The 16,536-nt window shown below is 72.6% G+C and carries 1 protein-coding gene; it reads left to right on the forward strand.

Annotated features, from left to right (window positions below):
* Window positions 1-294 precede the first annotated feature (294 nt).
* Window positions 295-16,428, forward strand: coding sequence for an autotransporter outer membrane beta-barrel domain-containing protein (locus ASG37_RS06985; RefSeq protein WP_055757591.1), 16,134 nt, complete (start codon window positions 295-297; stop codon window positions 16,426-16,428).
* The last annotated feature ends 108 nt before the right edge of the window (window positions 16,429-16,536 follow it).

Raw genomic sequence — 16,536 nt, forward strand, 5'->3', positions numbered from 1 at the left:
GCCACGGCTTTTACTTCGGAAGCCAATGTTGCAACGCGCAAAAATCGGGATTTGCGGGTTCCTGGCAAATGATGCCGGCGATTGTGTCCGATATGGTCCGACACAGAATCCCGTATGGAATTGCCGGCCGTCCCAACTGTTCCAAAATGCTCTGACGTAACGATTTTTTGGAACACGACGCCGATTGTCAATTTGCCCCTACCGGATATGGGTGATGGATTAGGGCGATGTTGCTTCGCGAATGACGGGTTTCGTTCGACGGCGATCATCCTGCCGGGGTATCGGGGGTAGAGTATGATTTCGGAACGCACCGTGTCGCGGGCGGCAGTCGCCGTTGTTCTCGAACGCTTCATGGACCAGTTCGATTTCGCGAAACTGACGGCGGCCGAACGGTCGCTGGCCCGCCGCGAACTCGTCCTGCTCCGCCCGTCGCTGGCGGACGATGACGGACGGCTTGCGGCCGCGCTGGAACGGCTGGATCAGGCGTTGGGAACGCCCGGTCCCGTCCGGCAGGGTCACGTCCGTTCCGGCAACGCCACGCAGGCCAGGCGATTGCAGCGGCTGCTGCGCCAACTGGCGCCGCTGACGCTGGGCGGCGTGGCGGCGGCAACCGTCGGTGCGGCGCCCGCATTCGCCTATGCCGCCCCGGTATTGGGCGATTCGGTCGTCAACCCGGAGACGGGCACCACCGAAACGGTGATCGAGCTGATCGGCGACCATTCGGTCCGCACCGACAAGAACAACGTCATCCTGCTGGCACAGGCGGTCGGCGACGTCTTTACCGCGACGGTGCCCGATACCAGCACGACGCCGACGGGCACCAAGACGGTGACATACACCGTGACCGCCGTGTCGCTGACCGATGGCCGCGTCACCGGCGTCACGCTCAAGGATGCGGCGGACGTGGTGTCGACCACCGCCGTCGTCAAACCGGTTAACTACACGCCGCCCGCAGCGGGCGGTGGCCAGGGTTCCGCCACCAGTTTCACATTGCCCAGGGCGACGGGTGAACGCGGCCAGTTCTCCGACATCCGGCAGGGCGGCAATGGCGGCAACGGTCGCGATGGCGGCGGCGTCGAGGTGTGCTTCGGGGCGCTCGGCTGCGCGCGGATCGCCTATGATCCCAAGCCCGGCGGTGCCGGCGCGGCGGGCCCGACGTTCGTCGCGACGGTCGATGCGACCAATGGCGATGTCACCACCATCGCCAACAAGCGTCCGGGCATCGCGATCGTCAGCACCGGCGGCAATGGCGGCGAGGGCGGCACCGCCTATGGCACCATCCCGGCGGCGCAGGGTGGTGCTGCGGGTGCGGGCGGCACGGTTCGCGGCAACAATTACGTCGACGTCGTCACCAATGGCGAGAACAGCCATGGCATGCTGGTGCAGAGCACGGCGGGCCGGGCGGGGTCGGGCGGCGGCTGCTATATCGGTTGCACCGGCGGCGGCGGTGGGACGGCGGCCAGTGGCGGCGTCGCGTCGGGGTACAATTACGGCGACATTTTCACCTATGGCAAGGGCGCGGCCGGCATGGTCGTGCAGAGCATGGGCGGCAGCGCCGGGACCGGCGGCGAAAGCTATGGCATCGTCGGGATCGGCGGCAAGGGCGGCGTCGGCGGTAACGGCGGCAACGCCTATGCCCGCAACGAAGGGCGGATCCGCACCGCCGGCGAAGCCGCGCACGGTGTGCTGGCGCAGTCGGTCGGCGGCGTCGGCGGCAATGCCGGCGCGGGTGGCGGGCTGGTCGCGTTCGGCGGCGATGGCGGCGGGGCGGGCAACGGCGGCACGGCCGAGGCGAGCGCGGGGGCCGGCAGCGTCATCGTGACGACGGGCGACTTCGCGTTCGGCGTGTCGAGCCAGTCGATCGGCGGCGGCGGCGGCCTCGGCGCGATCGCCGGGGGCATCGTGTCGTTCGGCGCGAGCGGCGGCACCGCCGGATCGGGCGGCACGGCCAAGGTCTCGCTGGACGACGGGGCCTATGTCGAAACCAGTGGCGAAGGCGCGTACGGCGTCTTTGCCCAATCGGTCGGCGGGATGGGCGGCACCGCCTTCGGGACCGGCGGCGTGTTCACCATGGGCGGGACCGGCGGCGTCGGCGGCAATGGCGGCATGGTCGACGTCGTGTCGGGCGCGACGATCGTCACCGGCAAGGATGGCGACGGCACCGACGCGCGCGGCATCTTCGCCCAGTCGGTCGGCGGTGGCGGCGGCAACGCGCTGGCATCGGGCGGGGTCGTAGCGCTTGGCGGCAGCGGCGGGATCGCCGGCAACGGCCAGACGGTCCGGGTCGAGACGACGAAGGCGAGCAGCGTCACGACGCGCGGGCTGGGCGCGGACGGTATCTTCGCCCAGTCGGTCGGCGGCGGCGGCGGCGCGGGCGCGTCGTCGGGCGGCGTCGTGGCGATGGGCGGATCGGGCGGCGGCGGCGGCATCGGCGGTGCGGTGTCGGTCCGCAATGCCGGCGAAATCCAGACATGGGGACAATTGTCGCGCGGCATCCTCGCCCAGTCGGTCGGTGGTGGCGGCGGCACCGGCGGCGACGGGTCGGGGCTGGCCGCAATTGGCGGCAGCGGCAGCAAGGCGAGTCAGGGCGGCGACGTCACCGTCGGCAACAGCGGCGCGATCACGACCAACCGGAACCGTTCGCACGGCATTCTGGCGCAATCGATCGGCGGCGGCGGTGGCGAGGGTGGGACGACCGGCATCGACGGCGATACCGGCTTCGCGATGCTGCTGGCGATCGGCGGGTCGGGCGGCGGTGGCGGCAGTGGCGGCATCGTCACCGTCGACAGTTCGGGCAGCATCGTCACCCGGGGCGATGATTCGCACGGCCTGTTCGCCCAGTCGGTCGGTGGCGGCGGCGGAAACGGCGGGTCGAGCACGTCGCTCAGCCTGTTCGCCGGCGTCGCGATCGGCGGATCGGGCGCGGGTGCCGGCGATGGCGGCACCGCCACGCTGAATTTCGCGCAACAGTCGATCGACGTCGGCGGCGTCGCCACGCTGCTCGACCCGACGATCACGACGGCGGGCGAGCGGTCGCGCGGCGTGTTCCTGCAATCGGTCGGCGGTGGCGGCGGTTCGGGCGGCTTCGCGGTACAGGCGACCGGCGGCATCATCGGCGCGGTCAGCGTCGCGCTGGGCGGATCGGGATCGGGCGGCGGCGATGGCGGCGAGGTGCGCGGCACCGGCGACGTCCGCATCTTCACCGCCGGCGCGAACAGCGAAGGCTTTTACGCGCAGTCGGTCGGCGGCGGCGGCGGGGCGGGCGGCTATTCGATCGCGACCGCGGTCACGCCTGCCGACGGCGCGGCGATCGCGGTCGGCATCGGCGGATCGGGGGCCGGCGGCGGCGATGGCGGCTTCGTCAAACTGACCACCGGCGGATCGATCGTCACGCAGGGCATGTTCTCGACCGGGCTGCTGGCGCAGTCGGTCGGCGGCGGCGGCGGCAACGGCGGCTACAACATCTCCAGCGCGGTTGCGGCAGGATCGATCGCGGCGCTGGGCGTCGCGTTCGGCATGGGTGGCACCGGTGCTGGCGGCGGCGCGGGCGGCGATGTCGACGTCGTGTACGACGGCTCGATCGCCACCGGCAACGTCGACGGGTCGGGCAGCGATTCGGCGGGTGCCGTCATCCAGTCGGTCGGCGGTGGCGGCGGCAACGGCGGGGCCAATACCTCGGGCGCGATCGCCGGCGGCGGGCGTGTCGCGATCGGCGTGGCGATCGGTCTGGGCGGCGCCGGGGCTGGTGGCGGCAGCGGCGGCGAGGTCAAGGGCACGGTCGGCGGCGGCGTGGTGACGCGCGGTGAGCGATCGACCGGCGTGCTGGTCCAGTCGGCCGGCGGCGGCGGCGGCAACGGCGGCTATAACATCAGCGGCAACCTGACGGCGGCGGGCACGCTGGCGGGCGGCGCGTCGATCGGCTTCGGCGGTGCGGGCGGGCTGGGCGGCGATGGCGGCATCGTCACCGGTCGCAGCAGCGGGACGATCGCGACCTACAATGCCGATTCGTCGGGGCTGGTGGTGCAGAGCGTCGGTGGCGGCGGCGGTAACGGCGCGCTGAACGTCGCGGCCGGAATCACGGCGAGCGCGGCGATCGGCGGCGGTTTCTCGCTCGGCTTCGGCGGATCGGGCGGCAAGGGCGGCAAGGGCGGTAAGGTCGAGGGCTATGCCGACCAGACCGTGACGACGCAGGGGGACAATTCTACCGGCGTGCTGGTCCAGTCGACCGGCGGCGGCGGCGGGGCCGGCGGCCTGAATGTCGCGGCGGCCGTGGCGCTGACGGGTACGGCGGGCATCGGCATCGGGATCGGCTTCGGCGGCGCGGGCGGTGGCGGCGGCGACGGCGGCGCCGTCACCGCCGTCGGCCATTCGGTGACGACCGCGGGGCTGAAGTCCAGTGGGTTCGTCGCCCAGTCGGTCGGCGGGGCGGGCGGCACCGGCGGAATCAACATCGGCGCAGGGATCGCGATCGGCGTGGGGCAAAGTGCTGCGGTCGGCGTCGGCCTTGGCGGGTCGGGCGGCGGCGGCGGTGCCGGGGGTGTCGTCGATGCGACGGTGATCGGCAGCGTATCGACCAAGCGTGATATGTCGCATGCCGTGATCGCCCAATCGGTCGGTGGTGGCGGTGGCGTCGGCGGGTTCAACATCGCGGGCGGGCTGGCAGCGGGCGGCATGGGCGCGGGCGCGTTCAACTTCGGCCTTGGCGGATCGGGCGGCGGCGGTGGCGGCGCGGCGGCGACCACGCTGCGCGTGACGGGCGAGGCGGTGACCGGTGGCAAGAACAGCGATGGCATCGTCGCGCAGTCGCTGGGCGGCGGTGGCGGCAACGGCGCGTTTAACGTCACCGGCGGCATCGCGGCGGGCGGCACGACGGCGGTGGCAATCGGCTTCGGCGTCGGCGGTGCGGGCGGCGGCGGCGGGGCCGGCGGCACCGTCCGGCTGGAGGTCAACGAAGACGCGACGGCGGGTGATCCTGCGCTGGTCGCCGCAACGACCGTCGGCGACGGGTCGCGCGGCATCGTCGCGCAATCGGTCGGCGGCGGCGGCGGCAATGGCGGCTTCAACGTGACCGGCGGCGCGACGCTGTCGGGCGCGGGCGGCGCGACGATCGCGGTCGGGGTCGGCGGCATCGGCGGCGACGGTGCCGGATCGGGCGCGGTCGTCGCCAAGGTCAGCGGCCGGACGACGACGCAAGGGGCCAAGAGCGACGCGGTGATCGCGCAGTCGGTCGGCGGCGGCGGCGGCAACGGTGCGTTCAACATCTCGGGCACGCTGGCGCTGGCCGGCGGCGGTGACGCGGCGGTCAGTGTCGGCGTCGGCGGCGCGGGCGGCAAGGGCGGTTCGGGCGAGAGCGTCACGCTGGCCGTCAACGCGGCGGCGGCAAACCCCGCGACGACGTTGATCGCGGCGGCGACGGCCGGCGAAGGATCGCGCGGGATCGTCGCGCAATCGCTGGGCGGCGGTGGCGGCAACGGCGGCTTCAACGTCAGTGCGGCCGTCAGCCTGAGCGGCGGCGGCGCGGGTGCGGTGAGCGTCGGCATCGGCGGATCGGGTGGTGACGGCGGCGATGCCGGAAAGGCGGGCGCGGAGACGCCGGGCATGGCGCTGCGCGATCAGGATTATTCGGTCGACGCCACCATCCGGGGGCGGACGCTGACCACCGGCGTCAACAGCGACGCGGTGGTCATCCAGTCGCTGGGCGGCGGCGGCGGCAATGGCGATTTCAACGTGTCGGGCGCGCTGGCGATCGGCGCGGGCGGCGTGGGCGGCACCGGCAGCGTCGGCATCGGCGGGTCGGGCGGCAAGGGCGGTCAGGCGGGCGCGGTGCGCCTGCGATTGAACGACGGAGCCGATGCGAGCGATGCGGCGCTGTTCGCCGCGACGACGCAGGCATCGGGATCGCGCGGCGTCGTGATCCAGTCGCTGGGCGGCGGTGGCGGCGGCGGTGCGTTCAACGTCAGCGGCGGGATCGCGATCGGTTCGGGCGGGGCCGGAGCGGCCTCGTTCGGCATCGGCGGATCGGGCGGCGGCGGCGGGGACGGCGCACGGATCGACGCGACCGTGACCGGGCGAACGGCGACGGCCGGCGCGGGCAGCGACGCGCTGGTTGCGCAATCGATTGGCGGCGGTGGCGGTTCGGGCGGTTTCAACGTCGCGGCCGGCGTGGCGTTGTCGGCGGGGGGATCGGGATCGGTCGCGATCGGCATCGGCGGATCGGGCGGCGGCGGCGGCGATGCCGGCGCGGTCCGGCTGGGCGTCAACCAGGGCGTGGCCGTGCCCGCCGTTACGCTGGTTGCGGCATCGACCGAACGCGATGGGTCGCGCGGCATCGTTGCGCAGTCGCTGGGCGGCGGCGGCGGCAATGGCGGCTTCAACGTGTCCGGCGCACTGTCGGGCGCGTCGGCGCTGGGCGTGGCGGTGGCAGTTGGCATCGGTGGTGCCGGCGGTGATGGCGGCGACGGCAAGGCGGTCGACCTGTCGGTACAGGGAATGACGCAGACGCTGGGGGCCGACAGCCATGGCGTGGTGGCGCAGTCGGTCGGCGGCGGCGGTGGCAGCGGCGGGTTCAACGTCGCGGGCAGCATCGCGCTGGCGGGCGGCGGATCGGCGGCGATCGGCGTCGGCATCGGCGGATCGGGCGGCGGCGGCGGCAATGCCGGCGCGGTCGACCTGCGGCTGAACACCGGGATCACGACCAACACCGACGTGGCGGCGGCCGTCACTGGCGGCGACCGTTCGGGCGGTGTGCTGGCCCAATCGATCGGCGGCGGCGGTGGCACCGGCGGCTTCAACGTTACCGGCGGGCTGAGCCTTGCCGGACAGGGCGCGGCGGCGATCGGCATCGGCATCGGCGGATCGGGCGGCGGCGGCGGCAGCGGCGGCGCGGTGGCGGCGGCGATCAGCGGCCGGACGGCGACGAGCGGCAAGGCGAGCGACGCGGTGCTGGCGCAATCGGTCGGCGGCGGCGGCGGGTCGGGCGCGATGAACATCACCGGCGGCATCGCCATCGCCAAACAGGGGGCCGGCAATTTCGGCTTCGGCATGGGCGGCAGCGGTGGCAGGGGCGGCGATGGCAGCACCGTCGACCTGCTGGTCAACTACGGGATCGTCGATCCGTCTGACGGCCTAATCGCGGCATCGACGCAGGGCAGCGAGTCGCGCGGTATCGTCGCGCAGTCGCTGGGCGGCGGCGGCGGCACCGGCGGGTTCAACGTCACCGGACAGCTCAATGCCGCGGGCCAGGGCGCGGGCGGCCTCGCGATCGGGGTCGGCGGTTCGGGCGGCGGCGGCGGCAAGGGCGACCGGGCGACGCTGGTCGTGCAGGGCGCGACGCTGACGCAGGGCTTCAAGAGCGACGCGGTGCTGGCGCAATCGATCGGCGGTGGCGGCGGTGACGGTGCGTTCAACGTGGCGGGCGGCATCTCGCTGGCCGGCAAGGGGGCCGGCACGGTGGCGATCGGCGTCGGCGGGTCGGGCGGTGACGGCGGTGCGGCGGGGGCGGCATCGGCGATCATCAACGCCACGGTCCGCGACAGCCGGCGCGATCTGGTCGCGGCGCTGACCTCGGGCGATCAGGCGCGCGGCGTCGTGGTGCAGTCGATGGGCGGCGGCGGCGGCAATGGCGCGTTCAACATCAGCGGCATCGTGCAGATCGCCGGCACCGGCGCGGGTGGCGTCGCGTTCGGCGTGGGCGGATCGGGCGGCAAGGCGAGCGACGGCGGCCTCGCGACCGCATCGATCACCGGACAGACGATCACGCGCGGCGCGGGCAGCGATGCGATCGTCGTGCAGTCGGTCGGCGGCGGCGGCGGCAATGGCGGCTTCAACGTGTCGGGCGCGCTGTCCTTCGCCGGCAAGGGTGCTGGCGCAGGCGTGATGGGCGTCGGCGGATCGGGCGGCGGCGGCGGCAAGGGTGGCGATGCCGCGGTGCGCGTCAATTCGGGGGTGATCGTCCCCGGGCTGGACCTGTTCGCGGCCAACACGACCGGCGCGGGATCGCGCGGCATCGTCGTCCAGTCGCTGGGCGGCGGCGGCGGTGACGGCGCGTTCAATATCAGCGGCCAGATCAGCGGCGCGGCGACCGGCGCGGGCGGCCTTGCGATCGGTATCGGCGGATCGGGTGGCGGCGGCGGCGATGCCGGCAGCGTCATCGGCGACATCACCGGCCGGACGACCACGGCGGGGGCTGGCAGCATCGGCATCCTCGCCCAGTCGGTCGGCGGCGGCGGCGGCAACGGCAGCTTCAATGTGGCGGGCAGCATCGCGCTCGCCAAGAGCGGCGCGGGCAACGTCACGATCGGCGTCGGCGGATCGGGCGGCAGCGGCGGCGATGCCGGCAGCGTGACGCTGGACGTGAACCAGCACAGCAGCGACCCGACCAACGCGCTGGTCGCGGCGGCGACGGCGGGCGACGGATCGACCGCGATCGTCGCGCAGTCGCTGGGCGGCGGGGGCGGCAACGGCAGCTTCAACGTGTCGGCCGGCGTCGCGATCGCCAAGGACGACGCCGGCAATCTCGGCTTCGGCATGGGTGGATCGGGCGGTATCGCCGGTGTGGGCGGTGCGGTGAAGGCGCGCATCCACGGCGACATCGCGACCGGCGGCGTCGATGCCGGCGGCGCGCTGATCCAGTCGGTCGGCGGCGGTGGCGGCAATGGCGGCTTCAACGTGTCGGGCGGACTGGCGGCCACCAAGAGCGGTGGCGCGGGCAATATCATGATCGGCGTCGGCGGGTTCGGCGGCGCGGGCGGCAACGCCGGCACGGTCGACGCTACGCTGGTCAGCGGCATCGTGACGACCGGGAACAATGCCTATGGCGCGGCGATCCAGAGCATCGGCGGCGCGGGCGGGATCGGCGGCTTCAACGTCACCGGCGGCGTCAGCCTGACGATGGGCACATCGGCGGCGGGCACGTTCGGCCTTGGCTTCGGCGGGTTCGGCGGCGGCGGTGGCGATGCCGGCAACGTGGTCGCGCGGATGCTGGGCAGCATCACGACCAGCGGCGCGCAAGCGCACGGCCTGCTCGTCCAGTCGCAGGGCGGCGGCGGCGGTGCCGGCGGGATGAACATCACCGGCGGCGTCGCCATCGGCAAGGGCGGCACGGGCAATATCGGCATCGGCGTGGGCGGCTTCGGCGGCACCGGCGGCGATGCCGGAACGGTCGATGCGACGACGCGCGGGTCGGTGTCGACCAGCGGGGCCGGCGCGTATGGCGCGCTGTTCCTCAGCCTTGGCGGGGCCGGCGGGGTCGGGGCGATGAACGTCACCGGCGGCGTCAGCGTTTCGGTGGGCGATTCCAGCTCCACCTCGGTCGGGATCGGCGTCGGTGGCTTCGGCGGCGGCGGCGGCGATGCGAAGCGGGTGACGGCGAGCGTCGACGGCCTGTACCGGACCGACGGCGTCGGCGCGGCCGGCGTGGTCGCCACCAGCCTGGGCGGCGGCGGCGGCGATGGCGGCATCAACGTGTCCGGCACGCTGGCGATCTCGTCGAAGGGCGCGGGCACCAGCGTCGCGATGGGCGTGGGCGGCTTCGGTGGCGACGGCGGCACGTCGGGCGACGTGACGCTGACCCGCACCGGACAGACGGTGACGCAAAAGGCATCGTCCGACGGGGTGGTCGCGCAGTCGATCGGCGGCGGTGGCGGCCGGGGCGGCATGAACGTGTCGGGCGGTATTTCGGGCACGCTCGACGGCGAAGGCACCAGCGTCGTGATCGGCGTGGGTGGCTTTGGTGGTGCTGGCGGTAATGCCGGCAAGGTCGACGCCACCATTCGCGACAGCGTGTGGGCGGCGGGCAGCGACGCGGCGACGCCCTTCTATCCCGAGGACCTGACGCTGGCCGATGACCAGGTGGTCGATTTCGGTGCCAGGACCAGTTTGCGCAACGGATCGAGCGGGATCGTCGTCAAGTCGGTCGGCGGTGGTGGCGGTTCGGGCGGCATCAACATCAGCGGCGGCATCGCGCTGGCGCCGAGCAAGGGGGACGGCAACGCCAGCGCGCTGGTGCTGGGCATCGGCGGGTTCGGCGGGGCGGGCGGCGATGCCGGCGACGTGACCGCGACCATCGGCGCAATATCGGGGCCGCGCATCCAGGTGCAGGGCACGGGCGACCAGAAATCGGCGATCTATGTCGCGTCGATCGGCGGCGGCGGCGGTGACGGCGCGTTGAACGTCTCGGGCGGGATCACGACCGAGGGGCAAGTGGTCGCCGGGATCGGCGGCAGCGGCAGCGGTGGCGGTTTCGGCCGTGCGGTCGTCGCGCGGGTCGATGCCGATCTGTTCGCCACCGGCTATCAGTCGAGCGGGCTGGCGGTGCAGTCGCTGGGCGGCGGCGGCGGCAATGGCGGCATCAACATCTCGGGCGGTCTCAAAACGCTTCGGCGCGAACCGGTCATCGTGTTCGGCATGGGCGGCGATGGCGGCGTCGGCAATTCGTCGGGCGACGTGACGGCGTATCAGCACGGGCAGGTCGTCGTGAACGGCTTCAATTCCACCGGCGTGCTGGCGCAGAGCATCGCCGGCGGCGGCGGCAACGGCGGCATGAGCTTCGTCTCGGCGATCAGCCTCCAGGGCGGGAACAGCCAGTCCGATTCCTTCACCGCCGCGATCGGCGTCGGCGGCAGCGGCGGGCGCGGCAGCAAGGCGGGCGACGTCCGGGTGGAAAGCACCGGCGACATCCTGATGAACACGGTCGTCACGGTCGACGACAAGAATAATGCCGTGCTGTCGGCCGGGGCCGAGCAGGGCATGTCGACCGGCATCAAGGCGCAGTCGATCGGCGGCGGTGGCGGCAACGGCGGCTTCAACTTCGTCGGCACGGTCGCGTTCAAGAACAGCCCGCTGGTCGTCGCGGTGGGCGGCAGCGGCGATGTTGGCGGCGACGCGGGCGACGTCACCGTCATTCGCGGGCTGCGCGAGGACGGATCGATCAGCCGGTCGCTCATCAACACCTTTGGCATCGCCTCGACCGGGCTCGTCGCCCAGTCGATCGGCGGCGGTGGCGGCAGCGCCGCGACCAACCTGTCGCTCGGCTTCGCGCAGACGCCCGCCGAGCGGACGTCGTTCGGCGGTCTGTTCCAGGTCGGCGGGGACGGCGCCACGTCGGGCGATGCCGGGCGGGTGAACGTCGTCCATGTCGGTTCGATCCAGACCAACGGCGCGGCCAGCGAAGGCATCCTCGCCCAGTCGATCGGCAAGGGCGGCGGCAACGCCGCGGTCAATCTGGGCATCCTCGTCGTGAAGGCGGCGAAGGGTGCCCCCGATTCGGGCAAGTCGTCGACGATCAACGGCCTTGCCGTTGCCGTCGGCGGGGCGGCGGGCGACGCCGGAACGTCGAACACCGTGACCGTCCGCCATGACGGCACGATCCAGACGAAGGGCAACAGTTCGAGCGCAATCGTCGCGCAGTCGATGGCGGGCGGCGGCGGGAACGTCGCGCTCAATACCGGTGCGGTCGTGGGTGCCGACAACCTGCTGTCGATCGGCATCGGCCGTCAGGGCGGCCGGGGCGGTCGCGCGGGCAATGTCGCGGTCACGGCCAGCGGGCTGCTGGTCGTCGACGGGAACGACAGCAACGGCATCGTCGCCCAGTCGATTGGTGGCGCGGGCGGCCTGAGCGGTACGTCGGTGGTCGGCGGCGAGGCGAAGGATGGATCGGGCGATACCGCGATCAAGCAGGGCTTCGCGCTGTCGGTCGGGCTGGAGGGCGGCGCGGGCGGCCTGGCCGGCACGGTCGATGTCGACAATCGTGCGGACATCGTCACCAGCGGCCGGAACGCGCGCGGTATCCTCGCGCAATCGATCGGTGGCGACGGCGGCGTCGGTGGCAGCGCGTCGGTGCTGGGCCGGGGACAGGCGCAGAGCGTCTCGCTGGCGCTGGGCGGCGGCGGTGGCGGCGGTTCGCGCGGTCAGAAGGTGTCGGTCCGCAATCTCGGCACGATCGTGACGACGGGGGTGAGCGGCGATGCGATCTTCGCCCAGTCGATCGGCGGCGGCGGCGGTATCGCCGGGGCCGCCGCGACGTTGCGGCAGGGCGAGGCGCCTGCCGGCAAGACCTTTGCGACGGTGGGTGTGACCGTCGGCGGCAGCGGCGGGTCCGGCGCGGTCGCGGGCGATGTGCAGGTGGACAATTTCGGACAATTGTCGACCACGGCCGACGACAGCCTGGGCATTCGCGCCCAGTCGATCGGCGGCGGTGGCGGGTCGGGCGGTGCCGCGTACATGGTACAGAAGGCGTCGGGCACCGAACTGAAGTCGTTCAGCCTGATGCTGGGCGGCAGCGGCGGGGCGGGCAATGCGGCGGGTCGGGTCGATGTGGCCAACTACGGCCTGATCCGCACCGCCGGCGAAGGGTCGCACGGTATCGGCGCCAATTCGATCGGCGGCGGCGGCGGCAATGCCGGGTCGGTCGGCAACATCACCAAGATCGGTGCGGGCAGCGGCGACGCGACCGTCGTCCAGGTGGCGATCGGCGGTTCGGGCGGCTCGGGCGGTTCAGGTGGCACGGTGCGCGTCGCCAACGTCGCCGGCGCGACGATCAACGAAGGGACGATCACCACCAGCGGTGCCAAGGCGCACGGCATCTTCGCGCAGAGCCTGGGCGGCGGTGGCGGCAACGGATCGTCGGTCCTGTCGCTGCTGTTCGGTTCGGCCGGCGCCGACAGCGTTTCGGCGGGGCTCAGCCTTGGCGGCGCGGGCGGCGACGGCAACCTCGGTGGCAGCGTTACCGTCGAGAACAGCGGGCGCATCTATACCGACGGTGTCGAATCGCATGGCATCCTTGCCCAGTCGATCGGCGGGGGCGGCGGCAACGGTGGCGTCACCGTGGCGACCAACGGCTTCTGGGGCGGCGCGACCAAGCGGGCACCGATCCTCGCGCTCGGCGGGATCGGCGGCACCGGCAACGACGGCGGCACGGTCCGCGTCGTCAACACCGGGCAGATTTTCACCACCGGCGCGCGCGCCGACGGCATCGTCGCCCAGTCGATCGGCGGCGGCGGCGGCAATGCCGGCCTCGCGGTCGGCCTGACCGGAGAGGTTCGCACGCTGGTTGCCTCCAACCTGCTGGCCTTGACGGTCGGCGCGGTCGGCGGCGGCGGGTCGGGCAAGGGCGGCGAGGTGTTCGTCGAGAACAGCGGCGACATCACCGTCACCGGCGCGGGCGCAAAGGCGATCGTCGCGCAAAGCATCAACGGCGGCGGCGGCGGCACGCATTTCTCGCTCGCCGACCTGCAACTGCCGAGCGTCGGCGTCGCGATTCCGGGCGTCGCCATTCCGCCGCTCGGCGAACTGGACGGCATCCCCAATCTGGTCGCGGGCGAACCGGTCAACCGGAAGGTCACGCCGGTCATCGTCGCCACGCGCCTCGGTGCCGATGGGGTCGCGTCGATGAACGCGGGCAAGGTGACGGTCAGTAATACCGGCACGGTCCGCACTGCCGGCGATTACGGCGCGGGCATCACCGAAATCTCCGTGGGGAGCGGCGGCGGTGCGCTGACCATCGAGGGCAATCTGGTCAAGGCGGTCGTGCCGCTCGCCGCCACGGCGACCGCGTCCGTCCCCGGCGACGCACTGGCGCGGCTCGCGGCCGCCACGCCCGAGACGTTCAGCGCGCAGATGATCTACGCGATCGGGCTGGGGGCGAAGAACAGCACCGACGGTTCGGGCGCGGACATCGTGTCGACGCAGACCGGCGACGTCGTGACCACCGGCGCGGCGACGCCCGGCATCATGGTGCAGACGATCGGCGGCGGCGGCGGATCGGCGCTGGTCAACGTCACGACCGAGGATGCGACGCTGATCGACAGCGTCCGCTTCGGGCTGGGCGGGGTCGGCACGTCGGGGTCGTCGGGCGGGGCCATTACCCGGACGCAGAACGGCATCGTCGCGACGACGCAGGCGCTGTCGCATGGCGCGCTGATCCAGTCGATCGGCGGCGGCGGCGGTTCCGCGATCGGGCGGGTGGCGATGACGCCGGCCAGCGGGGCGGCGGCAGCCGTGACCTCGACGCCGATCGCCGCTGCGATCGTCTCGCTCGGCGCGAACGGCGGCGCGCGCAACGATGGCGGCGTGGTCGACGTGACGTTCAACGGCGGCTTCGCGACGCAGGGCGCACAGGCCCATGGCCTGATCGTCCAGTCGATCGGGGCCGGCGGCGGATCGGTGTCGCTCGACGGGTTGCAGCCGACATCGCTGATCGTCGGCGGCGTCAACGGGGCCGGGGGTTCGGGGGGTGCGATCCGCGTCGCCAACACCGGTGCCGTCACGGCGCAGGGCACCGGCGCGCACGGCATGGTCGTGCAGTCGATCGGCGGCGGCGGCGGCATCGTCTCGGGTGCTTTCGCGCGCACGGCGGCGACGCTGTCGGCGGCCAACAGCGGCAATGGCGGCACGATCGCCGTGACGCAGAAGGGCGACGTGATCGCCGGGGGCGACCGCGCGTTCGGCATCGTCGCGCAGAGCCTCGGCGGCGGCGGCGGCCTGATCGGCGACAGCTTCGCCGGGTCGGCGGGCGGCGTCGGTTCGGCCGGTGCGCTCACGCTCGACGTGCAGGGATCGGTGATGGCGGTGGGCGTCGATTCGACCGCGATCGTCGCGCAGAGCATGGGGTCGCAGGGGGCGGGCGACATCCTCGTCACGACCTCCGGCAACGTTCGCGGCGGCAGCGGCACGGGCGCGGCGATCCGCCTTGCGGGCGGTGCGAACAATGTCGTGCGCAGCGCAGGGACGCTGTCGGCGGTGTCGGGCCTTGCCGTCGTCGGCGGTGCCGGCAACGACCGGGTGGTCAACACCGGCATGGCGATCGGCAACTTCACGCTCGGCGGCGGCACCAACGCGCTGGAGAATGCGGCCGGCGCGACGCTGGTCACGCTCGACACGATCGACCTGCGCGACGGGGCCGGCAGCAGCGGCACCTTTACCAACGCCGGGCAGATCAACCTCGGCCTGTCGGCCAGTGCCTACCCCGTCGACCTGCTCGCCGGGGCGACCCAGCCGGTGCGGACGGTGGCCGATGCGAAGACCGACCTGCTGAACGGTACGCGGGTCATCAGCCAGGTCGCGCTCGATGGCGATTTCGTCCAGACGAAGACGGGCAACACGACGTTCGACGTCGCGTTCGGCCCCTATGCGTCGGACCGGTTCGACATGACCGGGCGGGCGAGCGTGAACGGCACCGCTGGCATCACGCTCACCTGGCTGGAAAACAGCGCGCCGGTGCTGTTGTGGGCGGCGGCGGGCGGCGGGGTCGACAACGGACTGTCGATCCCCGACACGCTGGCGATCGATTATCGCACGATCGCCGATGCGCAGGGCATCAAGCTCGGCCTCACCAGCAATTTCGGCCTGTCGTTCCTGACCGCCAACCAGCAGGCGATCGGGCGGTCGCTCGACTCCGCGCTGACCGTCGGCAATGCGGCGGGCATCGGCCGGCTGATGGCGCTGCTCGGCAATCTGGGGGCCGGGCAGGAGGCAACCTATCAGCGGATCATGGCCGAACTCGACCCCGAACCGCTGCTGGCGCCGGGGCTGGTCCAGTTCGCCGCCGCCCGCACCTTTGCCGGCCATCTGTCCGGCTGCGACGCGCTCGCCGCGGGTACGCGGTGCGTCTGGGGCCGGGTCGAGCGGAACCAGTACGACCGCAACGACAAGGCCGGCGATTCCACGATCGCGCAGGACGACAATGCGCATCTGCGCGCCGGGTTCGAACTGCCCTTCGCGGAAGCCTGGGCGCTGGCCGGGGCGGTCGGCTATGACGACAGCGGGCGGCTGGACGTCGGCGGCGGTCGCGCGCACGGCGACTGGAACGCCGTCCATGCCGGTGTCGCGGTCCGCCGTGCGATCGGCGGCGACGCGCAGGGCGCGGTGTCGCTGGGCGTCGCGGGTGGCCTGCAACGCGGCGACATCGACCGGCGCCAGACGGTGTTCGTCGATGCGGTCGGTCAGTCGCGCGTCCGCAACGACTATGTCGCGTTCAACGCCAACGCCGCCTACACGCTGACGGCGGGCCGGGTGTTCGCACGGCCCGAACTGAACCTGTCCTATGTCGGGCTGGGCCAGGGCGAGTTCGCGGAGAAGGGCCTGCTCGGCCTTGGTGTGCAGGCAGTGCGCCATCGCGACTGGATCGCCACGGCGACACCGGGCGTGACGCTGGGCGTGAAGCTGAGCGACGGGGTGCAACTCTCGGCCAATGGTGCGGCGGTGCTGCACGACAAGTCGAGCTATGCCGCTCCGTTCCGTTTGCTCGGCGCGGACGCCAGCGCCGCGCCGGCCATGATCCGCTCGGGCTTCGACCGGACCGGATGGGCGGCGGGCGTCGACCTGACGCTGGTGCGCGCCGAGCGTTTCTCGGTCGATGCAGGCTATCGCGCGGAATGGGGCAGGACGACGACGGTCCAGAACCTGCGCCTGAAGGCGAAGCTCGGGTTTTAGGGCGGATCGACATTCAGCTTTGGCAGGGGGAAATCTGCCCTTGCCCCCCTCCGCGTCATCCCCGCGCAGGCGGGAATCCATACACGCCGACGCTGGTGATCGAACCGA

Source organism: Sphingomonas sp. Leaf407 (genome assembly GCF_001425385.1).
GTDB lineage: Bacteria > Pseudomonadota > Alphaproteobacteria > Sphingomonadales > Sphingomonadaceae > Sphingomonas.